21 protein-coding genes are annotated in these 24,379 nt (G+C 67.3%); 13 read left to right on the top strand and 8 right to left on the bottom strand.

The window, feature by feature from the left end; all coding sequences use genetic code 11:
* Positions 1-31: 31 nt before the first annotated feature.
* From cydD to ACFWP0_RS00475, 3 genes are read left to right on the top strand one after another with little or no spacing between them, the layout of a single operon-like run.
* Positions 32-1,699, top strand: a complete 1,668-nt coding sequence (gene cydD / locus ACFWP0_RS00485) for a thiol reductant ABC exporter subunit CydD (RefSeq protein WP_377839625.1) — start codon at positions 32-34, stop codon at positions 1,697-1,699.
* A complete protein-coding gene (gene cydC / locus ACFWP0_RS00480) occupies positions 1,696-3,393 on the top strand; it encodes a thiol reductant ABC exporter subunit CydC (RefSeq protein ID WP_377838988.1) in 1,698 nt (565 codons plus the stop codon). The genes cydD and cydC overlap by 4 nt, the downstream gene beginning before the upstream one ends.
* A 54-nt stretch (positions 3,394-3,447) precedes the next feature.
* On the top strand, positions 3,448-4,002 hold the full coding sequence (locus ACFWP0_RS00475; RefSeq protein WP_377838986.1) for an adenine phosphoribosyltransferase: 555 nt from the start codon (positions 3,448-3,450) through the stop codon (positions 4,000-4,002).
* A 10-nt stretch (positions 4,003-4,012) separates the two neighbouring features.
* On the opposite strand, the gene ACFWP0_RS00470 is transcribed toward ACFWP0_RS00475, so the two are convergent.
* On the bottom strand, positions 4,013-4,903 hold the full coding sequence (locus ACFWP0_RS00470) for a LysR family transcriptional regulator (RefSeq protein WP_377838984.1): 891 nt from the start codon (positions 4,901-4,903) through the stop codon (positions 4,013-4,015).
* Positions 4,904-5,284: 381 nt separating this feature from the next.
* Here ACFWP0_RS00470 and ACFWP0_RS00465 point away from each other — a divergent pair, with 381 nt between their 5' ends.
* Together ACFWP0_RS00465 and ACFWP0_RS00460 are read left to right on the top strand one after the other, a co-directional pair.
* On the top strand, positions 5,285-5,665 hold the full coding sequence (locus ACFWP0_RS00465; RefSeq protein ID WP_377838983.1) for a DUF4148 domain-containing protein: 381 nt from the start codon (positions 5,285-5,287) through the stop codon (positions 5,663-5,665).
* A gap of 446 nt (positions 5,666-6,111) precedes the next feature.
* Positions 6,112-7,224, top strand: a complete 1,113-nt coding sequence (locus ACFWP0_RS00460; RefSeq protein ID WP_377838982.1) for a porin — start codon at positions 6,112-6,114, stop codon at positions 7,222-7,224.
* A gap of 160 nt (positions 7,225-7,384) precedes the next feature.
* Here the strand turns inward: ACFWP0_RS00460 and ilvA are convergent, their stop codons facing one another.
* Positions 7,385-8,893: a threonine ammonia-lyase, biosynthetic gene (gene ilvA, locus ACFWP0_RS00455; protein ID WP_377838980.1), complete on the bottom strand. Its 1,509-nt coding sequence runs from the start codon at positions 8,891-8,893 to the stop codon at positions 7,385-7,387.
* A gap of 97 nt (positions 8,894-8,990) precedes the next feature.
* On the opposite strand from ilvA, the gene ACFWP0_RS00450 reads away from it, so the two are divergent.
* From ACFWP0_RS00450 to ACFWP0_RS00435, 4 genes are all read left to right on the top strand, one after another.
* The gene (locus tag ACFWP0_RS00450) at positions 8,991-9,527 is read left to right on the top strand and encodes a YqaA family protein (protein ID WP_377838979.1); all 537 of its coding nucleotides are present in this window, start codon (positions 8,991-8,993) and stop codon (positions 9,525-9,527) included.
* Between the two features lie 130 nt (positions 9,528-9,657).
* Positions 9,658-13,617 (top strand): DUF3683 domain-containing protein, encoded by a 3,960-nt coding sequence (locus ACFWP0_RS00445; RefSeq protein ID WP_377838978.1) that lies wholly within the window; start codon positions 9,658-9,660, stop codon positions 13,615-13,617.
* A gap of 210 nt (positions 13,618-13,827) precedes the next feature.
* Positions 13,828-14,271 carry an Hsp20 family protein gene (locus tag ACFWP0_RS00440; protein ID WP_377838976.1) on the top strand — a complete coding sequence of 148 codons (444 nt, stop codon included), beginning with the start codon at positions 13,828-13,830 and terminating at the stop codon, positions 14,269-14,271.
* A 33-nt stretch (positions 14,272-14,304) separates the two neighbouring features.
* Positions 14,305-14,700, top strand: a complete 396-nt coding sequence (locus ACFWP0_RS00435; RefSeq protein WP_377838975.1) for an Hsp20/alpha crystallin family protein — start codon at positions 14,305-14,307, stop codon at positions 14,698-14,700.
* 97 nt (positions 14,701-14,797) lie between these two features.
* Here the strand turns inward: ACFWP0_RS00435 and ACFWP0_RS00430 are convergent, their stop codons facing one another.
* Together ACFWP0_RS00430 and ACFWP0_RS00425 are read right to left on the bottom strand one after the other, a co-directional pair.
* Complete coding sequence (locus ACFWP0_RS00430) at positions 14,798-15,766, bottom strand: Bug family tripartite tricarboxylate transporter substrate binding protein (RefSeq protein ID WP_377838974.1); 969 nt, start codon at positions 15,764-15,766, stop codon at positions 14,798-14,800.
* Positions 15,767-15,838: 72 nt separating this feature from the next.
* Positions 15,839-16,594, bottom strand: a complete 756-nt coding sequence (locus tag ACFWP0_RS00425; protein ID WP_377838972.1) for a YggS family pyridoxal phosphate-dependent enzyme — start codon at positions 16,592-16,594, stop codon at positions 15,839-15,841.
* A 200-nt stretch (positions 16,595-16,794) separates the two neighbouring features.
* On the opposite strand from ACFWP0_RS00425, the gene ACFWP0_RS00420 reads away from it, so the two are divergent.
* Together ACFWP0_RS00420 and ACFWP0_RS00415 are read left to right on the top strand one after the other, a co-directional pair.
* A complete protein-coding gene (locus ACFWP0_RS00420; RefSeq protein WP_377838971.1) occupies positions 16,795-18,036 on the top strand; it encodes a PLP-dependent aminotransferase family protein in 1,242 nt (413 codons plus the stop codon).
* Positions 18,037-18,218: 182 nt separating this feature from the next.
* Positions 18,219-19,235, top strand: coding sequence for an amino acid ABC transporter substrate-binding protein (locus tag ACFWP0_RS00415; RefSeq protein ID WP_377838970.1), 1,017 nt, complete (start codon positions 18,219-18,221; stop codon positions 19,233-19,235).
* 201 nt (positions 19,236-19,436) lie between these two features.
* Here the strand turns inward: ACFWP0_RS00415 and ACFWP0_RS00410 are convergent, their stop codons facing one another.
* The 3 genes from ACFWP0_RS00410 to dprA form a co-directional block, all read right to left on the bottom strand.
* A complete protein-coding gene (locus ACFWP0_RS00410) occupies positions 19,437-19,910 on the bottom strand; it encodes a hypothetical protein (RefSeq protein ID WP_377838968.1) in 474 nt (157 codons plus the stop codon).
* A complete protein-coding gene (locus tag ACFWP0_RS00405; RefSeq protein WP_377838967.1) occupies positions 19,907-20,815 on the bottom strand; it encodes a hydroxymethylglutaryl-CoA lyase in 909 nt (302 codons plus the stop codon). The genes ACFWP0_RS00410 and ACFWP0_RS00405 overlap by 4 nt, the downstream gene beginning before the upstream one ends.
* Positions 20,816-20,958: 143 nt before the next feature.
* Positions 20,959-22,068: a DNA-processing protein DprA gene (dprA, locus tag ACFWP0_RS00400; protein ID WP_377838966.1), complete on the bottom strand. Its 1,110-nt coding sequence runs from the start codon at positions 22,066-22,068 to the stop codon at positions 20,959-20,961.
* A 217-nt stretch (positions 22,069-22,285) separates the two neighbouring features.
* On the opposite strand from dprA, the gene def reads away from it, so the two are divergent.
* Both def and fmt read left to right on the top strand, forming a co-directional pair.
* Positions 22,286-22,798, top strand: a complete 513-nt coding sequence (gene def, locus ACFWP0_RS00395; RefSeq protein WP_377838965.1) for a peptide deformylase — start codon at positions 22,286-22,288, stop codon at positions 22,796-22,798.
* 105 nt (positions 22,799-22,903) lie between these two features.
* Positions 22,904-23,845, top strand: a complete 942-nt coding sequence (gene fmt, locus ACFWP0_RS00390) for a methionyl-tRNA formyltransferase (protein WP_377838964.1) — start codon at positions 22,904-22,906, stop codon at positions 23,843-23,845.
* Between the two features lie 5 nt (positions 23,846-23,850).
* Here the strand turns inward: fmt and ACFWP0_RS00385 are convergent, their stop codons facing one another.
* Positions 23,851-24,372, bottom strand: a complete 522-nt coding sequence (locus tag ACFWP0_RS00385; RefSeq protein WP_377838963.1) for a class IV adenylate cyclase — start codon at positions 24,370-24,372, stop codon at positions 23,851-23,853.
* Positions 24,373-24,379 lie beyond the last annotated feature (7 nt).

Raw genomic sequence — 24,379 nt, 5'->3', positions numbered from 1 at the left:
GAAGCCGCCGCGCGAGCAGTCGCGGTGGCTGATGGCCCTTGCCAGGAGCGCGCGGTTTCCGCTGATCCTGGCGGGCGCCGCGCCCCTGGCCAGCGGCGCCTTGCTGGTCGTGCAGGCCTGGTTGCTGGCCAGCGTGCTGGATTCGGCCATCGTCGGGCAGGCGCCGCGGCAGGAGCTGCTGGGCGGCATCTTCGGCATTGCCGGGCTGATGCTGCTGCGCGCCTGCATCAGCTGGGCGGGCGAGCGCGCGGGCGCGGATGCGTCCGAACGCATCAAGCGCCATGTGCGCGAATCTCTGTTCAAGCGGCTGTTGCAAAAAGGGCCTTACTGGAGCCGGGGCCGCGCCTCGGGCGAACTGGCCAGCGCGGTGGTCGATCAGGTGGAGGCGCTGGACGGCTTTTTCGCCAAGTATCTGCCCGCGATGGCCGCGGCCGCGATGCTGCCGGTCGCGTTCTCGGTGCTGCTGTTTCCGGTTGACGTGATCGCGGGCCTGGTGCTGCTGATCACCGCGCCGCTGATTCCGCTGTTCATGGCGCTGGTGGGGTGGGGCGCGCAAGGCGCCAGCCGCCGCCACCTGCGCGCCTTCGCGCGCCTGTCGGGATTTTTCGCGGACCGGCTGCGCGGGCTGTCGACCTTGAAGCTTTATGGCCGCGCCGAAGCCGAGGCCGCATCCGTCGTGGCCGCGAGCGACGCGCTGCGCCAGCGCACGATGTCGGTGCTGCGCATCGCCTTCCTGTCGTCCGCCGTGCTGGAGTTTTTCGCCGCGCTGGGCGTGGCGGGGGTGGCGGTCTATATCGGCCTGACCTACCTGGGCTTCCTGGACCTGCGCTGGACGCCCCTGACCCTGCAGGCTGGCTTGTTCTGTCTGCTGATGGCGCCGGAGGTCTATGCGCCGCTGCGCCAGTTCGCCGCGCACTATCACGACCGGGCCACGGCGCTGGCCGCCGTCACGCAGATCGCCGTCCTGTTCGAAGGCCTGCCGCAAGACGCCGCCGAGGGCGAGGGCGTCGACGGCCGTGCGCCTGCCCAGGCCGGGCGGGGCGCGGACGTCGCCATCGCGGACCTGCGCGTGGACGCGCCCGGCCGTGGCCAGGCCGTCTTGGCGGATGCCTCGCTTGCGCTCGCGCCGGGCGAACACGTGGCCCTGATGGGGCCCAGCGGCATCGGAAAATCCACCCTGATCGAAGCCATTGCGCGCCTGCGGCCTGCCCTTGGCGAGATCCGCATCGACGGCCTGCCCCTGGCCGAATGGAGCGAGGCGGCGCTGCGCCGGCGCGTCGCGCTGATCGGGCAGAAGCCGCAGCTGCTGGCAGGCTCCATCGCCGACAACATCCGCCTGGGCTGTCCCGCTGCCTCGGACTCGCAGGTGCTTGAAGCCGCCCGGCGCGCCTGCGTGCTGGAGTTTTCGGCTGCGCTGCCGCAAGGGCTGGACACGCCGCTGGGCAGCCGCGGACACGGCTTGTCCGGCGGGCAGGCGCAGCGCGTGGCGCTGGCCCGCCTGTTCCTGCGCGATCCGGGCCTGATCCTGCTGGACGAGCCCACGGCCCACCTGGACGAAGCCACGCAGGGCCGGGTCCTGGACGAAATCCTGCAATTCGCCGCGGGCCGCACCTTGCTGCTCGCGACGCATGCGCCCGCGGTCGCCGAGCGCTTTCCCCGGGTCGTGCGCGTGGCCGGCGGCAATGTGGAAGACGCATGAAGAACCTGTTGCTGCTCCTGCCGCTGTACGCGCGCCGTAAAAGCGGGCTTTTGCTCGCATTGTTCTGCGCGCTTGCGACGGTTGCCGCCGGCGTGGGCCTGCTGGGCGTGTCGGGCTGGTTCCTGACCGGCGCGGCCCTGGCGGGCGCCGGCGGTGTTTTCAATTTGTTTGCGCCTTCCGCGCTGGTGCGCGGGCTCTCCTTCCTGCGCATTGTGTCGCGCTATGCCGACCGCGTGGCCGGGCATGCCGCCACCCTGCGCCTGCTGGCCGACTTGCGCGCCACGGTGTTCGCGGCGCTGATCCGGCTGACGCCGCGGCAGCTTGCGCGCTATCGCAGCGGCGACCTGGTGGCGCGCATGACGGGCGACGTCGACGCGCTGGACACGGTTTTCCTGTTTGTGCTGGCGCCGCTGGCCACCGCCATCCTGGCGGGCGCGGTGTTGACCGCCGTGCTGGGGCTATGGATGCCCGCCGCCGCGCTGGCGTTCGCGCTGGCCTTGCTCACGGCCTGCGTGCTGGTGCCCTTGTGGCTGCTGCGCGCGGCGCGCAAGCCGGGCGCGGCGGCCCAGGAAAGCGCGGCGGGACTGCGCGCCGCCACGCTGGACGCGGTGGACGGCCACGCGGACATGGTGGCGCTGCACGCGCAGGCGCAGACCCTGGCGCATTTCGAACGCTTGTGCGAGGCCAGCGCGCTGGCGCGCCGCAGCCAGGCGCGGGTGGCGGTAAGAGGGCAGTGGTTCCTGCAGGCCGCGGCCGGGCTTGCGGTGCTGGCCCTGCTCTGGTTCGGCCTGGCGACGCATGAGGCCGGCCGCATCGAAGGGCCGGTGCTGGCCGGCCTGCTATTGGCCGTCATCGGCATCTTCGAGGTGGCCGGGCCCATCATGCGCGGGGCGTCCCGCATGGGGTCCGCGATGTCGGCGGCGGCGCGCATCCGCGAGGTGACGCAATGCGGGCCCGATATGCTGGACCCGGCGGCGCCGCGCGCGCTGCCCCCCAGCGGCGCGCTGGAACTGGACCGGGTGTGCTTTTCCTATCCCGCCCGCGTGCCGGGGGACAGCCCGCTGGTGCTGGAAGACATCAGCCTGCGGGTAGAACCCGGCGAACGGGTGGCCATCCTGGGCGCCAGCGGCGCGGGCAAGTCCACCTTGCTGCACCTGCTGTTGCGCCTGGAGGATCCCCAGGCCGGGCACGTGCGGTTTGGCGGGTGCGACGCCCGCGACTGCGCGCAATCCGACTGGCACCGCCGCATCGCGCTGCTGTCGCAGGACTCGCCGCTGTTTCTGGGCACCTTGCGCACCAATCTGCTGATCGGCGATCCCGGCGCGGACGATGCCGCGTTGTGGGGCGCCCTGGATGCGGCAAGGCTGGGCGACTTCGTGCGCGGGCTGCCCGACGGCCTGGACACCTGGGCGGGCGAGACCGGCTCGCAGTTGTCGGCGGGCCAGGCTCGCCGCCTGTGCCTGGCGCGCGCGCTGCTGTCGCCGGCGGCCGTCATCGTGCTGGACGAACCGACCGCGGGGCTGGACGCCGCGGCCGAGGCGGCGTTCTTCACGGACCTGGAACGGGCGGTGCGGGGACGCACCGTCGTGCTCGCCACCCATGCCGCCTTGCCGGAGGGCGCGGTGGATCGTTGCCATGTGCTACACGGCGGGCGGCTTCATGAATTGTCATCGCAGGCTGCAATCCTGGCTTAAGCGCGGTTGCGCGGTTATAGTTCGCCTTGCTTCAATTCTTCAGGGCCGTCTTCCATGCAGACCGACAACGCCGAGTACATCCGGCGCACCATCCGCAGCGTTCCGGACTGGCCCCAACCCGGTGTCATCTTCCGCGACATCACGCCGGTGCTGCAGGATCCCCGTGCGTTCCGGGTCCTGATCGATCTCTTCGTCTATCGCTACATGCGCCAGCGCCTCGATCTGGTGGCGGGCGTGGACGCGCGCGGCTTCATCGTGGGCAGCGTGCTGGCCTATGAGCTCAACCTGGGCTTCGTGCCGGTGCGCAAGAAGGGCAAGCTGCCGTACCGCACCGTCGCCGAGGAGTATTCGCTGGAGTACGGCAACGCGGCGGTGGAAATGCACACGGATTCCGTGCGCACCGGCCAGCGCGTCCTGCTGGTGGACGACCTGATCGCCACGGGCGGCACCATGCTGGCCGCCATCAAGCTGCTGCAGCGCCTGGGCGCCAATGTGGTGGAAGCCGCCGCCATCATCGACCTGCCGGATCTCGGCGGATCCGCCAAGGTCGCGGCTACCGGCACGCCGCTCTATACCGTCTGTCAGTACGGAACCGACGCCACGCCCTAGCAACGCGCGCTTACGCGTCCGACAACCGGGGCTGGATGAAATCCAGGAACGCCTTGGTCTTGGCGGGCAGCATGCGCGAGGGCAGCAGCGCGAACAGCGGCAGGGGCGTGAGGCTCCATTCCGGCAGCACGCGCACCAGGCCCGCTTGCTCAATGGCGCGTTCCATCGCGTCAAAGACCAGCAGCGGCGTGATGCCCAGGCCGTGTCCGGCCAGGCGCCCCAGCATGCCCACGTTGTTGGCGGACAAGCGGCCCGACACCTGCACGCGTTCCACCTTGTCGCCTGAATGGAGCATCCAGAAGGACGATTCGTCGCGCATCGTCGGGCGCAGGCATTCGTGGTGGGTGAGATCCGCCGGCACGCGCGGCTCTCCGTGGCGCGCCAGGTAATCGGGCGATGCGTACAGCTGGTGGGCCATCAGCACGATCTTGCGCGAGATCAGGCTGGAATCGGGCTGCTGCCCGAAGCGCAGGATCAGGTCGAACGGATTGCTGATGGGGTCGATTGGACGCATGCTCAGATCGAAGTCGCATTCGATATCGGGATGCTGCTCGCGGAATTCGCTGATGACGGCGGGCAGGAACAGCTGCGCAAGGCTGGTGGGCAGCGAAATGCGCAGGCGCCCCTTGGGCTGCACCGCCATGTCCAGCAGCTGGTCATGCGCGATGCGCGCTTCTTCCACGATGTGCCGGCAGCGCTCGAAGTAGATGGCGCCCGCTTCGGTGAGATCGATCTTGCGGGTGCTGCGGTTGAGCAGGCGCATGCCCACGCTGCGTTCCAATTCGCTGACACGGCGCGAGAGCGTGGATGTCGGAATATTCAAGGCTTCGGCGGCGTGGCTGAAATTCTTGCGCTTGGCGACCTCGACAAATAGCGCGATGTCGTTAAGCTGGATATCCATGGGGCCCTCGAGACTCAAAATTCCATTTCTGGCAGATTCATATGATAAATGGAATTATTGTCCCGCCAGCAGAAATGTCTATTTCTCCACGGCGCACAACCTTTCCATTACATGGCAATTGACGTTCCGTTACCCAGCTTGCTGAAGGCTGAATGCCTGCAAGGCTTGTCGGAGCTTGATCTACGAGGGCGCTGCCAAAAATATGCGCAAATCCGGCCGGATACGACTTGCAATTGTCCCATCCGTGCAAATATGTTCACCAAAATAAGGGTTTTTACTAGGCGGCAATCGCCAGATACTTCGTCCCAGCAATCAAACGCCACATCGCACCTGCCAATCCGGCAGAAGACGCTGTGCAAGGTTTAGGATGGAGTCATCGCAATGAAAGCCCTAGCTACCGCACTTATGGTTACCGCCACCCTCGTCGGCATGTCCGCCGCTCACGCCGATGGCAAGACGCGTGAACAGGTCCAGCAAGAACTGCAAGCCGCCAAGGCCGCAGGCCAGGTCACGTTTGGCGAACTGGATTACCCGCCCGCCACCGCCCAGCAAACCAGCCTGTCGCGCGATCAGGTCCAGCAAGAACTGCAAAGCGCCAAGGCCGCCGGCCAGGTGACCACCGCCGAATTGGATTACCCGCCCAAGACCGTGTCGCAATCCGGCGGCAAGACCCGCGAGCAGGTCCGCCAGGAACTGGCCGACGCCAAGGCGCGCGGCGAGTACACCTTCGGCGAACTGGACTACCCGCCCAAGGGCAAGTAAGTCCCAAGCGCCGGCTGCCGCCGGCCGCCCGGAGGTCATCGAAAACCCCTTGTGACGCCGAGGGGTTTTTTTATGCCGATGCGAGACGGCCGGGCGTGAAGTGTGGCGTTTATGCCGCAAGACTGTCCGCAAGGCACAACAACTGTTGTCGCGGGAATTGCGGCGGGATGGTCCCCCGCGGCAGCGCACGCCGGGATTGCGAGCAATGATTCATATTTGATATCAAGGCGTTAGCGCGAGTCTCCGAGGCTTGCGGGATGTAAGCGGCGAGTCATTATCCCAACCATGGAAAGTAGTTCGTCGAAATCCGGGTTACTACGGCTGGCCGCAAGCCGGACACTAGATTTAGTGCATGGCCGCTTGCTGTCCGCAGCGGCGCGCAAATACCCGTCATTCGCACGGCGTGCTTGCAATGTGCCTTTCATCTCGCCATTTTGGGGACTTATATGAAGAAGACGCTATTGGCCGTCACGCTGCTGACTGGCTTTGCCGGCGCTGCGCAAGCCGCCGACTCCGTGACGCTTTACGGTTTGATCGATGCCGGTGTCGGCTACGAGAAGGTGAAGTTCGACGGCAAGTCGCAAAGCCGCTTCGGCGGCGTGCAGGGCGTGAGCAGCGGCTCGCGCTTCGGCCTGCGCGGTACGGAAGACCTGGGCGACGGCCTGCGCGCCGTGTTCACGCTGGAAGGCGGGTTCGGTCCCATGAATGGCAAGTCGCTGCAGAGCAACCGTCTGTTCGGCCGCCAAGCCACCGTGGGCCTGGACAGCGATTCCTGGGGCCGCCTGGAATTCGGCCGCCAGACCAACCTGGCTTCGAAGTACTTCGGTTCGATCGACCCGTTCTCGATCAGCTACAACACCGCCAACATGGGCACGACGTTCGGCAGCGCCAACACGCTGCGCCTGGACAACATGGTCCTGTACCAGACCCCCAGCATGGGCGGCTTCAAGGTCGGCATCGGCTACTCGTTCAGCGCGGACGACGCCGTCAGCGACACGCAGCAAGTGGGCTTCCAGACCGGCAACAACAACCGCGTGCTGACCGCCGGCGTCCAGTACCTCAACGGCCCGCTGAACCTGGCCGCCTCGTACGACCGCTTCAATCCTTCGAATGACCGCGACGGCGGCAAGGATGCCGCGCGCATCCAGGCCTACATCGTCGGCGGCTCGTACGACTTTGAAGTCGTGAAGCTGGCAGCCGCGTTCGGCCAGACCCGCGACGGCTGGTTCCTGGGCCAGAACATGGGCACCACGCCGGAAGGCATGACGAACCTGGGCACGTTCAAGCTGGCTGACGGCTTCCGCGCCAACTCGTACATGATCGGCGCCACCGTGCCGCTGGGCCGCCACGCGGTGTTCGGCTCCTGGCAGCGCGCGACCGCCAGCAACGACAGGCTGACGGGCGACGACGCCACGTTCAACGTCTACAGCCTGGGCTACACGTACGACTTCACCAAGCGCACCAACCTGTACGCGTACGCCTCCTACGGCGACAACTACGCGTTCCAGCGCGATGCCCGCGACACCGCGGTTGCGATGGGTGTGCGTCACCGTTTCTAAGCGACAGGACGTCCGGCTGAACCTTGCTGAATGCGCGGCCCATTCTCCGTGAGCCGCCGAGTGACAGCGAACCCCCCCTACTTGGGTTCGGCCGGGCGTAACTTGAGCACAGAAGGGAAGGGCCTCCGCAAGGAGGCCCTCTCGCTTTGCGGCCGCGGCGCTACAGGAACAGCTTGTAGGCCGGGTTGTCGGTCTCGTTCCAGTGCGGATAGCCCAGTTCCGCCACGAAATTGCGGAACTGCTTCTTGTCCGCGGGCGGCACCTGGATGCCGACCAGGATGCGGCCGTAGTCCGCGCCCTGGTTGCGGTAATGGAACAGGCTGATGTTCCAGTCGGGATTCATCGCGTTCAGAAAACGCATCAGCGCGCCCGGGCGCTCCGGGAACTCAAAACGGTACAGCAGCTCGTTGCGCGCCAGCGCCGACCGGCCCCCCACCATGTGTCGCAGGTGGGTCTTGGCCATTTCATCGTGGGTCAGGTCCAGCGTGTCGAAGCCGTGGCGGCGGAAATTCGCGGCGATCTTGTCGGGCTCGGCGGCCGACGACACCTGGATTCCGACAAAGACGTGGGCGCGGTCCGCATCCGAGATGCGGTAATTGAACTCGGTGACGCTGCGTTCGCCGACCAGTTCGCAGAAACGGCGGAAACTGCCGCGCTGCTCCGGCATCGTGACCGCGAAGACGGCTTCGCGCATTTCGCCGACCTCCGCGCGTTCGGACACGAAGCGCAGGCGGTCGAAGTTCATGTTGGCGCCGCAGGCGATGGCCACCAGGGTCTTGCCCTTCAGGTGGTGTTCGGCCGCGTATTGCTTGGCGCCGGCCACCGCCATCGCGCCCGCGGGCTCCAGCACGCTGCGCGTGTCCTGGAAGACATCCTTGATCGCGGCGCAGATCGCGTCGGTGTTGACCACCACGAAATCGTCGACGTACTTGCGCGTGAGCTTGAAGGTTTCCGCGCCCACCATCTTGACCGCCGTGCCGTCGGAGAACAGGCCCACGTCGTTCAACTGCACGCGCCGGCCCGCGCGCACGCTGCGCAGCATGGCGTCGGAGTCCTCGGTCTGCACGCCGATGATCTTGATGTCGGGGCGCAACTGCTTGATGTAGGTGGCCACCCCGGCGATCAGGCCGCCGCCGCCGATGGCCACGAAGATGGCGTCGATCGGGCCGGGGTGCTGGCGCAGGATCTCCATGCCCACCGTGCCCTGGCCGGCGATCACGTCGGGATCGTCGAAGGGGTGGACGAAGGTCAGTTTTTCCTTTTTTTCCAGGATCTGCGCGTGCGCATAGGCGTCGGAGAAGCTCTCGCCGGCCAGCACGACCTCGCCGCCCAGGCGTCGGACCGCGTCGATCTTTACTTGGGGGCTGGTGGTGGGCATGACGATGACTGCGCGGCAGCCCAGGCGGCTGGCCGCCAGCGCCACGCCCTGGGCATGATTGCCGGCCGACGCCGCGATGACGCCGCGATTGCGGGCCGCCGGGGGCAGGTTCGCCATCTTGTTGTACGCCCCGCGCAGCTTGAAGCTGAACACGGCCTGGGTATCTTCACGCTTGAGCAGGATCGTGTTCGACATCCGCTGGGACAGCAAGGGCGCTATTTCAAGCGGGGATTCGACCGCGACGTCGTAAACCTTGGAGGTCAGGATGCGTTTCAGATAATCAGTGGACATGGACCGCGCGCGGGGGCAAGAGTGAGGACGTGGGCCAGATTATTGCAGGGAATTCCGTGTCGCCTTCCTGGTTACTCGCGGCTACACTCCCGCAACCATGGAAGAAAGTCTCTTAACCGCAGTTCATTGGCTCCTGGGGATGCTGGCGCTGCCCTCGGTGGGCTTGTCGGCCATCTTCACGGTGTCGCTGGTGTCCGCCACCTTGCTGCCCCTGGGGTCCGAGCCGGCGGTGTTCGGCTACATCAAGCTGGCGCCGGACATGTTCTGGGCCGCCGTGCTGGTGGCGACCGCGGGCAACACAGTGGGCGGCGCCATCAGCTACGCGATGGGCCTGGGCGCCGAACGCGCCGTTCACCGCTGGCACGAAAAACACCCCCATCCGCATCCCGCCGCCACCGCGAGCGGGCGAATGCGCGGCCGCTGGCACGAGCGCGCCCACGATTGGCTGCACCGGATGGGGCCCCCGGCCCTGTTGCTGGCCTGGCTGCCCGCCGTGGGCGATCCCCTCTGCGCGGTGGCCGGGTGGCTGCGCCTCTCTTTCTGGCCCTGCGTGTTCTATATGGCCATCGGTAAATTCCTGCGCTATCTGTTCATGACCGCCGGGCTGCTCTGGTTCTTCCCGGGTCAAATCTAACGCTGACATCGAATTAATAGGGGACGGTTCATGCCGTCTTCCTCGCGCTTTTGGGCCGCTTCCCAGGGGTATTAAGGGTCAAGTCGGGCCAATGGCATAAAATACTTTTTTATGGGCCCCTCTTGCCGCCATGAACGCCCCACTCGCTAGCCACATCTTGAACGGGGCGATGCCGCCCGCAGCACCCGCGCGATTGCGCGAAATACCCTACAACTACACGTCGTTTTCCGACCGCGAGATCGTCGGCCGGCTGCTGGGCGAAGACGCCTGGAGCCTGCTCACCGACCTGCGCGGCGAACGCCGCACCGGGCGTTCCGCCCGGATGCTGTACGAAGTGCTGGGCGACATCTGGGTGGTGCGCCGCAACCCGTACCTGCAGGACGACCTGCTCGACAACCCCAAGCGGCGCAAGCAGCTGATCGACGCCCTGCATCATCGCCTGGGCGAAATCGACCGGCGCCGCGAGCCCGACGTTCCCGCCGCGCAAGGCCACGACCCGCATCGCGACGAGAAGGTGGTCGGCCTGCTGGCGCGGGCGCGTTCCGCCATCGCCGCCTTCGAAGGCGAATTCGACCAGACCACCATGATGCGCAAGCAGGCGCAAAAGGTGCTGGGCCGCATCACGGCGCGCGACAACATCAAGTTCGACGGCCTGTCGCGCGTGTCGCACGTGACCGACGCCACCGACTGGCGAGTCGAGTACCCCTTCGTCGTGCTGACGCCGGACACCGAGGACGAGATCGCCGCGCTGGTCACCGCCTGTATCGAGCTGGGCCTGACCATCGTCCCGCGCGGCGGCGGCACCGGCTACACCGGCGGCGCGATTCCGCTGACCTGGAAGTCGGCGGTCATCAACACCGAGAAGTTCGACAAGCTGGGCAAGGTCGAGTCCTGTATCTTGCCCGGGCTCACCGAGCCCGTGGCGGTCATCCATGCCGGCGCCGGCGTGGTGACCAAGCGCGTGTCCGAAGCGGCCGAGGCGGCCGGCTTCGTATTCGCCGTGGACCCGACCTCGGCCGAAGCCTCGTGCGTGGGCGGCAACATCGCCATGAACGCCGGCGGCAAGAAGGCCGTGCTGTGGGGCACCGCGCTGGACAACCTGGCCTGGTGGCGCATGGTCGACCCGGACGGCAATTGGCTGGAAGTGACGCGCCTGGACCACAACATGGGCAAGATCCATGACGTGGAGCTGGCCCGCTTCGAGCTCAAGTGGTTCGACGGCAAGGGCAAGCCCGGCGAACGCCTGCTCAAGACCGAGACGCTGGAGATCCACGGCCGCGTCTTCCGCAAGGAAGGCCTGGGCAAGGACGTCACCGATAAATTCCTGGCCGGCCTGCCCGGCATCCAGAAAGAAGGCTGCGACGGCCTGATCACGTCGGCGCGCTGGGTGCTGCACCGCATGCCGCGCCACACGCGCACCGTCTGCATGGAGTTCTTCGGGCAGGCGCGCGACGCCATCCCGTCGATCGTCGAGGTCAAGGACTACCTGGACGGCGAGGGCAAGGAACGCGGCGCCATCCTGGCCGGCCTGGAGCATCTGGACGAACGCTACCTGCGCGCGGTGGGCTACGCCACCAAGAGCAAGCGCGGCGTGCTGCCCAAGATGGTCCTGATCGGCGACATCGTCGGGGACGACGAGGACGCGGTGGCCGCGGCCGCCAGCGAGGTCGTGCGCCTGGCCAATACGCGCCATGGCGAAGGCTTCGTGGCCGTTAGCGCCGAGGCCCGCAAGAAGTTCTGGCTGGACCGCTCGCGCACCGCGGCCATCGCCCGCCACACCAACGCCTTCAAGATCAACGAGGACGTCGTGATCCCGCTGCCCCGCATGGGCGAATACACGGACCACATCGAGCGCATCAACATCGAGCTGTCCACCAGCAACAAGCTCAAGCTGCTGGGCGAGCTGGACGCCTACCTGTGCACGCCGCTGCCGGTCGGCAAGACCGACGACGCCGACATCGAGACCTCGCGCGCCGAAGTGCTGGCCGACCGCACCCGCGAGGCGCTGGAACTGCTGGCGGGCACGCGCCAGCGCTGGCAATGGCTGCTGGACAACCTGGACCTGCCCCTGCCGCAGGCGCTGCCGCAACTGGAGGGGCTGGGCCTGGGCGGCCTGCATGCCGCGCTGTCGGACCGCCTGGCCGCGCAGCCCGGCGCGCGGGTCTTCGACGTGGTGCAGGACCGCACGATCCGCGTGTCCTGGAAGACCGAAGTGCTGGCCGGCATGCAGCGCACCTTCTCCGGCGCCGCCTACAAGAAGATCGTCGACGAGCTGGTGGCCATCCACGGCCGCGTGCTCAAGAGCCGCGTGTTCGTGGCGCTGCACATGCACGCCGGCGACGGCAACGTCCACACCAACATTCCGGTCAACTCGGACGACTACGAGATGCTGCGCGAGGCTCACACGGCCGTCGAACGCATCATGCAGATCGCCCGCGACCTGGACGGCGTGATCTCGGGCGAGCACGGCATCGGCCTGACCAAGTACGAATTCCTGACCGAAGCCGAATTGGCCCCGTTCCAGGACTACAAGCGCCGCGTGGACCCCAACGGCCACTTCAACGCCGGCAAGCTGATGCCCGGCGCGGACCTGCGCCACGCCTGGACGCCCAGCTTCAACCTGATGGGCCACGAATCGCTGATCATGCAGCAAAGCGATATCGGCGCCATCTCGGAATCCATCAAGGACTGCCTGCGCTGCGGCAAGTGCAAGCCCGTGTGCGCCACCCATGTGCCGCGCGCGAACCTGCTGTATTCGCCGCGCAACAAGATCCTGGCGACGTCGCTGCTGGTGGAAGCTTTCCTGTACGAGGAACAGACCCGCCGCGGCGTCAGCCTGAAGCACTGGGAAGAGTTCGAGGACGTGGCCGACCACTGCACGGTCTGCCACAAGTGCTACAACCCCTGTCCGGTCGACATCGATTTCGGCGACGTGTCGATGAACATGCGCGCCGTGCTGCGCCGCATGGGCCGCAAGTCGTTCAATCCGGGCACGGCCAGCGCGATGTTCTTCCTGAACGCCAAGGACCCGGCCACGATCAACGCCACCCGCAAGGCGATGGTGGGCGTGGGCTACAAGGTGCAGCGCGCCGCGCACGACCTGTTCTCGGGCCTGGTGAAGAAGCAGACCGCCACGCCGCCGGCCACCGTGGGCAAGCCGCCGCTGCGCGAGCAGGTCGTGCACTTCGTTAACAAGAAGATGCCGGGCGGCCTGCCCAAGCAGGCCGCGCGCAAGTTGCTGGATATCGAAGACGCGAACTACGTGCCGATCATCCGCGATCCCAAGGCCACCACGGCCGACACGGAGGCGGTGTTCTACTTCCCGGGCTGCGGTTCCGAGCGCCTGTTCTCGCAGGTGGGCCTGGCCACGCAGGCCATGCTCTGGCATGCGGGCGTGCAGACCGTCCTGCCGCCGGGCTACCTGTGCTGCGGCTATCCCCAGCGCGGCAACGGCATGACGGACAAGGCCGAGCAGATCATCACCGACAACCGGGTGTTGTTCCACCGGGTCGCCAACACCCTGAACTACCTGGACATCAAAACGGTGGTGGTCAGCTGCGGCACCTGCTATGACCAGTTGGCCGGCTACGAATTCGAGAAGATCTTCCCGGGCTGCCGCCTGATCGACATTCACGAATACCTGCTGGAAAAGGGCATCAAGCTGGAAGGCGCCAAGGGCGTGCGCTACATGTACCACGACCCCTGCCACACGCCCATGAAGCTGCAGGAGCCGATGAAGACGGTGCGCGCGCTGGTCGGCGACGACGCCGTCAAGAGCGACCGCTGCTGCGGCGAATCGGGCACGCTCGCGGTCAGCCGGCCCGACATCTCCACGCAGGTGCGCTTCCGCAAGCAGGAAGAGCTGCTCAAGGGCGACGCCGCGATCCGCAGCGACGGGTTCACGGGCGACGTGAAGGTCCTGACCTCGTGCCCCTCTTGCCTGCAAGGCCTGTCGCGCTATGAAGGCGACACCGGCATGGAGGCGGACTACATCGTGGTCGAGATGGCGCGCCACATCCTGGGCGAAGGCTGGATGGAAGACTACGTCCGCCGCGCCAACTCAGGCGGGATCGAGCGCGTGCTGGTCTGAGGCGCGTTCGGCAGACGGAAAACCGCGGCCAGCAACGGCCGCGGTTTTTTTTTGCCGGGCCGTACAAGCCCCTGTCTTTGCCTGGATTTTTCCCCTCTTGAAACCGGAAAAGTCGCGCCCATACTTGGATTGAAGCGATCAGACCCGCGGTCGCGGCTCTGGCGATTGCGTGTTGTCTTGATCGGTCCCTTTTTTACTCGGGAGACCAATATGAGCAACTTTCCCTTCAGCGACAGCGGCTTTAGCGCCGCGTTTGACGCCATCCAGGAACACATGGGGCGCGTGCTGCGCGGCGCCGGCGTGCCGGCCGCCCTGCGCGCCACGCCGCAGGCCTATTTCCCGCCGGTCAATGTCGGCGTGTCGGCCGATTCGATCGAGGTCGTCGCCTTCGTGCCGGGCATGGAGCCCGAGGCCCTGAACGTATCGATCGAAAAGCGCCTGCTTACCATCAGCGGCGAACGCAAGGCGCCGGACCTTCCTGAAAACGCCCGGTACTACGCGCGCGAACGCGTGGAAGGCCGCTACACGCGGGTGATCGAGCTGCCCGCCGACGCCGACCCCGACAACGTGCAGGCGCGCTACACGGACGGCTGCCTGGCCATTTCCATCAAGCGTAAGGAATCGGCCAAGCCCCGCGTCGTGACCGTGCAGTGACGTTCCACCGCAACCGCATAAGGAGGATCGATCATGAATGAACGCAAAGACCTGACCGTGCCCGCGGAAGCGTCCGCCGCCGACAAGCGCGACGCGCGCGGCGTCACCGTGCCCGCCGTGGATATTTTCGAGGATCCGGAAGGCATCACCCTGATTGCCGACCTGCCGGGCGTGTCCAAGGAACGGCTGCGCATCAACGTGGAGTCCGATGTGCTAGCGATCGAGGGCGAGGCGTCCGTCGCCACGCCCGCGGATCTGCGGCTGGTGCTCGGCGAGCTGCGCGCGCCCTTGTTCCGGCGCGCCTTCAAGCTGGGGCAGGAGTTTGACCGCGCCGAGATCAACGCCAGCCTGAAGCAGGGCGTGCTGACGCTGCGCATCCCGCGCGTGCGCGAAGCGCAGCCGCGGCAGATTCCCGTCGTCGCGGGCTGAGCCCGCGCCCCGCGGGGCGGTGCGTAAAGAAAAAGCCGCGGTCCGTTCAGTCGGACCGCGGCTTTTTTTACCGCCGCAGGCGAGCGCCCAGCGGCGATCATTCCAGCTTGATGTTCGCCTTTTTGATCACGTCCGCCCAGGCGCTGCGCTCTGCTTCGGCGTAGGCCTTGAATTCCTGGGCCGACATCGGCATGGGGATGACGCCCATGTCCAGCATCTTCTGCGACACGGCAGGGGTCTTCAGCGTGGCGTCCAGATCGGCCGACAGTTTCTTGACCACCGCTTCCGGCACGCCGGCCGGACCCACCAGGCCCTGCCAGGCATAGGCGGTGAAGTCGGCCACGCCTTGTTCGGCCATGGTGGGCGCATCGGGCAGCACCGGCACGCGCTCGGGCGTGGCGGCCGCCAGCACGCGCAGCTTGCCGGCCTTGACGTTGGGCAGGCCCGAAGCCAGGTCGATGAACATCAGGTCCACCTGTCCGCCCAGCAGGTCCTGGATGGCGGGGGCGGCGCCCTTGTACGGCACGTGCAGCAGGTTGGCGCCCGTGCGCTGCTTGAAGAGCTCCAGCGCCAGGTGATGCGGCGAACCCGCGCCGGCGGAGGCCGCCGTCAGCGTGCCCGGCTCTTTCTTGGCGGCGGCCAGCACGTCGGCCACCGTCTTGTAGGGCGAGTTGACGTTCACGGCCAGCAGCAGCGGGAACTTGGCGATGCCGCCGATGTAGGTGAACTTGGACGGATCGTAGGACAGCTTGGCGTACAGCGAGGAATTGAACGCGAGCGTGCCCGAGTCGGCGGTGCCGACCATGTAGCCGTTGGGCTCGGCTTGCGCGATGGCGGTGGCGCCGATGATGGTCGCCGCGCCGGGGCGGTTCTCGACCACGATGGTCTGGCCCAGGGGCTTTTCCAGGCCGCTTGCCACGGTGCGCGCCACCACGTCGGTGCCGCCGCCGGCGGGGTAGGGAACGATCCAGCGGATCGGCTGCGTGGGCCAGGATTGGGCGGCGGCCGCGGTGGCGGCCAGCGACAGGGCGGCAAGCGCCAGCAGGCGCCGTGCGTGCTTGTGCATGGGGTGTCTCCTCGTGCGGGATATCGTGAACGCGACGGTTGCGTCGTTGATCGCCGTCAACTTGCGTCGCAATTATTTTTGTGTCGCTATTATGCCTTGCGTCTCGGGCGATAGCGCATCGGGATAGGTGCGCGCGCCGAAGATGGCCGTGCCGATGCGCACTTCCGTCGAGCCTTCCTCGATGGCCAGCTCGAAATCGCCGCTCATGCCCATCGACAGGCGGTCCAGCGATATGCCGGCGATGCTTTCCTGGACCAGCTGGTCGCGCAATTCGCGCAGCGCGCGAAAGCATCCCCGCACTTCGGCGGGATCGGGGGAGTTCACAGCCAGCGTCATCAGGCCCTGCACGCGCAGGGTCGGGAACTCGGCGACGATCCGGCGCAGGAAGGCGGGCACGTCTTCCGGCGCCATGCCGTACTTGCTGGGTTCGGACGAGGTCTTGACCTGCACCAGCACGTCCAGGGTCCGGCCCTCGTTTTGCAGCCGGCGGTGCAGGGCCTCGGCCAGATCCGGGCGGTCCAGCGACTGCACCTCGGCGGCGTCGCGGGCGGCATCCTTGGCCTTGTTGGTCTGCAAGTGGCCGATCAGCACCCATTGCAGCCCCTGGCCGGCCAGGGCGGCGGCCTTCTGGCGGATTTCCTGCGTCTTGTTCTCGCCGAAGCGGGTCAGGCCCAGGGCCATGGCCTCGCGGATGGCCTCCACTTCGAAAGTCTTGCTGACGGGCAGCAGCGTCACGCTGCCGGGGCGCCGGCCGGCGCGTTCGCAGGCCTGGGCGATGCGTTGCTGGATCTGGGCAAGGCGCCCGGCCATGGTGTCGACGGCGGTCATGCAGCTCTCTTGCAGGAACAGGATGTCCCATAGTGTAGGACGCGGGGGGATCGTTTCACCACACCGCCCGCATCCGGCGTTGACCCTGTGTAATCGGCAGGCTTAGAATTTGCGGAGATTTGTTTATATTTCAAAGTTCTATGCCGTCCGGCGCCGCCCCTGCGGGCGACACGGTTTCCTCCTTTCCCAGCCCCTTCGCCATGTCTGTCGCCGCGCCCGAATACGCCTTTGCCACGCCGTTCCTGAATCCCCCCGCCTCGCCGATCCGATCGCTCATGCCCTACGCCATGCGCCCGGGCACCATTTCGCTGGCCGGCGGCTACCCGGCGCAAGAACTCTTCGACGTGGACGGCCTGTCGATCGCGTCGACGCAGGTCATGGCCCGCCTGGGCGCCTGCCTGCAGTATTCCAACATCGACGGCCAGGCCAGCCTGCGCCATGAGCTGGCGCGCCTGTCCGCGGCGCGCGGCCTGCATTGCAACGCCGACACCGAACTCGTCGTGACGGGCGGATCGCAGCAGGCCCTGGCGCTCCTCACCCGCGTCATGCTGCAACCCGGCGACCACGCCATCATCGAATCGCCCGCCTTCCCGAATTCCGTGCAGGCGCTGCGCTACACCGGCGCCACGGTGCACACCGTGCCCTCGGGGCCCGCCGGCATCGATGTGGACGCGCTGGACGAGCTGGCCGCCCGCGTCAAACCCAAGATCGTCTGCGTCGTCGCCTCGTTCTCGAATCCCTGCGGCGCCACCATCACGCGCCAGCGCCGCCTGCGGCTGCTGGAGCTGGCGGTCAAGCATCGCTTCCTCATCGTGGAAGACGACCCCTACAGCGAACTGCGCTTTGCCGGCGAAGCCGTGCCGCCCATCGCGGCCCTGGCCGAGGGCGAGGCCCGCCACTGGGCGGTGTACCTGGCCAGCATGTCCAAGACCATGGCGCCCGCGCTGCGCATCGGCTGGCTGGTCGCCCCGCCCGAAATCCGCCGACGCTGCGTCAGCGCCAAGGCGGCCGACGACATGGCCTCGTCCGCCTGGATCCAGGAAGTGGTGGCGCAGTACCTGGCCAACGGACGCTACGACGAGCACGTGCCGCGCATCCGCGCCGCCTACGGCCTGCGCTGCGACGCCATGGCCGTGTCGCTGGCCCGCGAGCTCAACGGCCGCGTCACCTTCAAGAAGCCCGAGGGCGGCATGTTCTTCTGGGCCCGCCTGACGGGCGACGTGGACGCCACGCGCCTGTTGCCCTATGCCATCGAGCACGAAGTGGTCTATGTGCCGGGCAAGGCCTTTTATGCCGATGCGGCGCAGGCCGACCTGTTCGCCATGCGCATGTCGTTTGCCACCATGAACGAAAGCCAGATCGCGCAAGGCATGGTCCGGCTGGGGCGCGCGCTGGATGCGTGCCAGGCCAACGAACCCGTGTCGATTTCGCTGGCGGCTTGACCGCGCGCATCCGCCCGCGCGCCGCGCATTGCTATCCTTGAGGATAGTCCGCCGCGGCGCGTCCGCGCGCGCCGGCGGACATACCTAAATAAGCGCTTGTTATTTGGCGCAGGCGCTTCATGTCTATAAGCTTCTTGCCTCGGCGCGTCCCCGCGCCCGGTAGCAGAACAGGAAACCAGGTCATGAACATTGCAAAAGGGTTGGCGGGCGCGGCGCTCTTGATGGCGGCGGCGCAGGGCGCGCAGGCGGCAACGTTGGACGTCGTGCGCCAGCGCGGCGCCGTGGCTTGCGGCACGACCACGGGCTTCGCGGGCTTTTCCGCGCCCGACGCGCAAGGCAAGTGGCAGGGGCTGGATGTGGACCTGTGCCGCGCCATCGCCGCGGCGGTCTTTGGCGACGCCAACAAGATCAAGGTGGTGCCGCTCAATTCGCAGCAGCGCTTCACCGCGCTGCAATCCGGCGAAGTGGATGTGCTGACGCGCAACACCACCGTGACGCAGCAGCGCGATACCGCGCTGGGCATCATCCATGCCGGCATCAACTTCTATGACGGCCAGGGCTTCCTGGTGCCGAAGTCGCTGGGCGTGAAGAGCGCCAAGGAGATCAACGGCGCGACGATCTGCCTGCAGACCGGCACTTCCAACGAGAACACGCTGGCCGACTGGGCGCGCGCCAACAACGTCACCTATAAGCCCGTCGTGATCGAGACTTTTAACGAGGTGGTCAACGCGTTTGCGTCCGGCCGCTGCGACGTCTTTTCGACGGACGCCTCCGGCCTGGCGTCCATCCGCATCTCCAAGCTGCAGAACCCCGACGACTACGTCGTGCTGCCCGAGATCATCTCCAAGGAGCCGCTGGGCCCGTTCGTGCGCCAGGGCGACGACGCCTGGCTGAACATCGTGCGCTGGTCGCTGTCGGCGATGATCGAGGCCGAAGAGTACGGCGTGTCGTCCAAGAACGTGGACGAACAGGCCAAGAGCGCCAACCCCAACATCGAGCGCATCCTGGGTGTGACGCCCGGCAGCGGCGCCAATCTGGGGCTGGACGAGAAGTGGGCCTACAACATCGTCAAGCAGGTGGGCAACTACGGCGAGAGCTTCGAGCGCAACGTGGGCGAGGGCAGCCCGCTCAAGATCAAGCGCGGCCTGAATGCGCAATGGACGCAGGGCGGCCTGCTGTACGCCTTGCCGATCCGCTGATCCAGGCTGTTTGGCCGGTGCTCTGACCGGTGTCTGACACCCGGCTAGAGATGGGCTTCGATCCGATCCGGCGTCTCGGGGGTGTCAGACACCTGCACCGGCGATGCTGTCCAAGAAACCCAAGCGGATCAAGCCTGGGCAACCTAGCCTTCTAAACTGTCCAACTTCTGGGGGTCAGTTCACAGGGGCGTTTTTTCTTGGCTATCCGCGCCGGTAAACCTGCGCGATCTTCACGAAGGCGGCGCGCAGTTCACGCGTGCCTCCCTGGAAGATCACCGGCTTTCCCCGGTGGGTAAAGATCACCAGCCGCTTGGAAAAGAGCATGGGCACGAAGCGCGCGTAGCGCACGTCTTCCCATGCCACCTCGCGCCGCGTGAACCAGGTCTGGCGCAGGCCGCGCTCGTCGATGGTGGTGATGGACGTCTGCATGTGCCAGGACACGAACAGGAGCGCCACGAAGCACAGCACCACCACCACGGCCAGCAGGGTGTCGAAAGGCTGCGAGGGCGCGCGGATCGCGGTGGTCACCACCTGCACGCCCAGAATGGCCAGGATCACCCAGGTCAGGATGCGTACCCAGTCGGGCCAGGCCTGGCCCGCCAGCGGCAGCGGGCCGATGGCGCGCAGCAGCGCCGCGTGGTCTTCGGGCGCGGGGTTGCCGTTGGTGGTGGTCATGCGGCCCGTTTGGCGGCGATCGCGTTGCCGGCGCGGCTCGAACCCTTGCGGTTCAGGTGCGCCGACATCCACTGGCCGATGTCCACCACGGCGTCGAAGTCCACGCCGGTGTCGATGTCCAGGCCGCGCAGCATGTACAGCACGTCTTCGGTCGCGACGTTGCCGGTGGCGCCCTTGGCATAGGGGCAGCCGCCCAGGCCGGCCACCGAGGTGTGGAATATGGAGATGTCCGTTTCCAGCGCCGCCAGGATGTTGGCCAGCGCCTGGCCATAGGTGTCGTGGAAGTGGCCCGACACGCGCGCCGGGTCCACCACGCGCGTGACGGCAGCCATCACTTCGCGCACGCGCTTGGGCGTGCCCACGCCGATGGTGTCGGCCACGTCGATCTCGTCGACCTGCATCGCCAGGTAGCGCTGCGCCACGTCCACCACGGATTCGACGGGAACCTCGCCCTGGTACGGACAGCCCAGCGCGCAGCTGATGCTGCCGCGCACGCGGATCCCGGCTTCGCGGGCGGCCTGCACCACGGGTTCGAAGCGCGCGATGGACTCGGCGATGGAGCAGTTGATGTTCTTTTGCGAGAAGGCTTCGCTGGCGGCGCCGAAGATCACGATTTCGTCCGCGCCGGCGGCCAGCGCGCCCTCGAAGCCCTTCATGTTGGGGGTCAGCACGGAGTAGATCGTGCCGGGTCGGCGTTCGATGCGCGCCATCACGTCCGCGCCGTCGGCCATCTGGGGCACCCATTTGGGCGACACGAACGACGCGGCTTCCACATTGGGGAAGCCCGCGGCGGCCAGGCGATTGACCAGGTCCACCTTGATGTCGGTGGGCACGAATTCCTTTTCGTTCTGCAGACCGTCGCGGGGCGACACTTCGACGATCTTCACGCGGGAGGGCAAAGCCATGTCTCTTCCTGTATCGGTATTGGGTGACCGGCGCTACAAGACTGCGGCGCTATTGCCAATATTAGCGCCATCGCCCATCGCGCCGCTCGGGCGAGGCCAAGGGACGGACACTGACGCGAGGCTCCCCGTCCTGCGGACCGGCCCTAGTTCAAACGCTGGTAGCGGCCATCGTCCAGCCGGGCGATGCGGCCCTGCAGTTCCAGCTCGACCAACTGCGTCTGCAGGGCGGCCGTGTCCAGGCCGCAGCGGGCCAGGATGGCATCCAGGTGCAGCGGATCGAAGCCCAGGGCGTCGAGCACGGGATGGGGCGGCGGGGCGGACGCCTCCGGGCGCGCGGCCGCGGCCGGGGTCGGGCCGCCGCCGAGTTCGTCGGTGATGTCCCTTGCGGTTTCCACCAGCTTGGCGCCCTGGCGGATCAGGGCATGGCAGCCGCGCGACAGGGGCGAATGGATGGAGCCGGGGATGGCGAAGACCTCGCGCCCGCTTTCGCCCGCCAGCCTGGCGGTGATGAGCGAGCCGCTCTGTTTGGCGGCTTCCACCACCAGGACGCCGCGCGCCAGCCCCGCCACGATGCGGTTGCGCTTGGGAAAATGCTGCGGCATGGCCCCGGTGCCCAGCGGCAGCTCGGACACCAGCGCGCCGTGTCCGGCGATGCGGTGCGCCAGCTCGCGGTGGCGGGCCGGGTAGATGCGGTCGATGCCCGTGCCCATGACGGCCACGGTGCCGGCGCCTTCGGGGCCCGCGTCCAGCGCGCCTTCGTGCGCCGCGGCGTCTATGCCCAGCGCCAGTCCGCTGACGACCCGCCAGCCGTGCGCGGCCAGGTGGCGCGCGAAGGCGCGCGCGTTCTCCTGGCCGCCAGGCGTGGCGTTGCGCGCGCCCACCACGGCCAGCGACGGGCCTTGCAGAAATGCGGGATCGCCCGCGACGTAGAGCAGGATCGGCGGATCGGCGATCGTCAGCAGGCTCTGGGGGTAGGTGGGGTCGACCAGCGTCAGGATGTGGCGGCCGGGCGCCTCCACCCATTCCAGCGCGCTTTCCACCTGTGCCGCCATGTCGGCCGGCATGGGCGCGGCCAATTGCCGCGCCAGCGCCTCGGGCACATGCCGCGACAGCGCCGTGGCGCGCTGCGCGTAGATCTGCTCGGGCAGGCCGAGCGCGGCGAGAAGCGTGCAGGCGGTGGCGGAGCCGATGTTCGGCTCCAGGGACAGCCGCAGCCAGGCGGACAGTTCGGCGGAGGATTGCGTAAGCGGCATGGAGCAGGCGCGTAAGAGGCGTCGGGGGTCCGAGAGTGTCGCATGCGGGAGGCGCCGGCGCTGGCGCGGGGTGGACCGATACGCGCAGCCGCAGGGGCGCGAAAATGCGGGGACGCAGCAATGCCCGCAATCCTTGAGTTAGCCGAAAACTATTAGAAATCAAGACTCTAATGAATTAAACTCTTAACCAAGCATCACTACTGGCGATTCCCTTTCAATGGCTTTACTTCCCATCCTTCGCTACCCGGACCCGCGCTTGCACAAAAAGGCCAAGCCGGTCGCCGAGGTCGATGACCGCATTCGTCAATTGGTGCGCGACATGGCCGAGACCATGTACGACGCGCCGGGCGTGGGCTTGGCCGCGACCCAGGTCGACGTCCATGAGCGCGTGGTCGTGATCGACGTGTCCGAGGAAAGCAATCAGCTCCTGGCCTTGATCAATCCCGAGATCACATGGCGCAGCGACGACCACAAGATCTACGAAGAAGGCTGCCTGTCGGTGCCGGGCGTGTACGACGAAGTCGAACGCGCCTCGCGCATCCGCTGCAAGGCGCTCGACATCGACGGCAAGCCGTTCGAATTCGAGGCCGACGGTCTCCTGGCCGTGTGCGTGCAGCACGAGCTCGATCACCTGGAAGGCAAGGTGTTCGTGGAATACCTGTCCAGCCTGAAGCAGAACCGCATCAAGACCAAGCTGAAAAAGGCCGAGCGCGAAGCGCTGCGCGTGTAGAAGGGCCCACCCCCTACCCGCTGGCGCCCCGGATTGGCCAGACTCCCTGCTTGCGGGCACAGCGCCATTGCCTGGCCATCCTTTCAATCCTTTGCTCTTCACACCATGCGCATAGTCTTTGCCGGCACGCCGGAATTCGCCCGTATCGCGTTCGACGCCCTGCGGGCCGCCGGCCATGAGATTCCCCTGGTCATGACGCAGCCCGACCGCCCGGCTGGACGGGGGCTGAAGCTCACGCCCAGCCCGGTCAAGCAGGCGGCGCTGGACGCGGGCATCGCCGTGGCCCAGCCGCGCAGCCTGCGCCTGGACGGCCGCTATCCCGAAGAGGCCGCACAGGCCCGCGCGCTGCTGGAAAGCGTGGCGCCCGATGTCATGGTGGTGGCCGCCTACGGCCTGATCCTGCCGCAGTGGGTGCTGGACCTGCCGCGCCTGGGCTGCCTGAACATCCACGCCAGCCTGTTGCCGCGCTGGCGCGGCGCGGCGCCGATCCAGCGCGCGATCGAGGCCGGCGATGCGCAAACGGGCGTGACCATCATGCAGATGGATGCAGGCCTGGACACCGGCGACATGCTGCTGGAGCGCGTGGTGCCGATCACCGCCGAGACTAGCGCTGCCCAGTTGCACGACGCGCTGGCGCTGGCGGGCGGCGAGGCCATCGTCCAGGCGCTGGATGCCCTGGCGCGGGGCGGACTGACGCCGCGCAAGCAGCCGGAAGAGGGCGTGACCTACGCGGCCAAGCTGGACAAGGCCGAAGCCGCGCTGGATTGCAGCCAGCCGGCTGAACTGCTGGCGCGCCGCGTGCGGGCGTTCAATCCCGTGCCCGGCGCCAGCATCCGCCTGCCCGGCCTGCCCGACGCGGTGAAGGTCTGGCGCGCGCAGGCGCTGGACGAGGCCGCGACGGCCGAGCCCGGCAGCGTGCTGCGGGCGGACGGCGCGGGGATCGATATCGCCACGGGCCGTGGCGTGCTGCGTCTGCTGGAGCTGCAGAAGGCGGGCGGCAAGCGCCAGCCGGTGGACGTGTTCGTGCGCGGCTGGCAGCCGGCCTGAACGGTTCAGGGCTTGCGGCGTTCGGCCAGCAGGTCCAGGTAGGCGCCCGACAACAGCTGTCCGGGCGCGACCCCCAGCCCCGCCATCAGGGTGCGGGCTTCTTCCATGCCGGCCTCCGCGGTTTCGTGGTCGCGCAGCACCACTTCAAGTTCCAGGAATTCGCCCAGGTCCTCCACGCGGTCCAGGTGGATGCGCGTGCGCCCGGCCATGAACACCATCCGGTGCTTCTTCACGCGGCCGATCACGCCGTAGGCCAGGGCCAGCGCATCGCGCAGCGTGTCGGGCGAATCCGTGGGCGAGATCACGTAGAAGCTCTCTTTCGGGCCCGACTCGTCGGCGCGGCGATAGAAGATCAGTTCGCCCGAGCCGTCCACGAAGGCGCGCAGCTTGAGGCGGCCGCTGGCGCACGCGAAGAACGTGTCGTCCTGGTCGATCAGGACGGGCTCCTGCCCCGACAGCGCCGCCGCCAGGGGTTCGATGGCGGCCAGGCTGTCGACCCGCGCCTTGATTTCCACGTTGCGAGCCATGCGCGCG

The organism is Achromobacter sp. NPDC058515, assembly GCF_042721735.1.
GTDB lineage: Bacteria > Pseudomonadota > Gammaproteobacteria > Burkholderiales > Burkholderiaceae_B > Achromobacter.
This window is presented reverse-complemented; position numbering and strand designations above follow the sequence as displayed.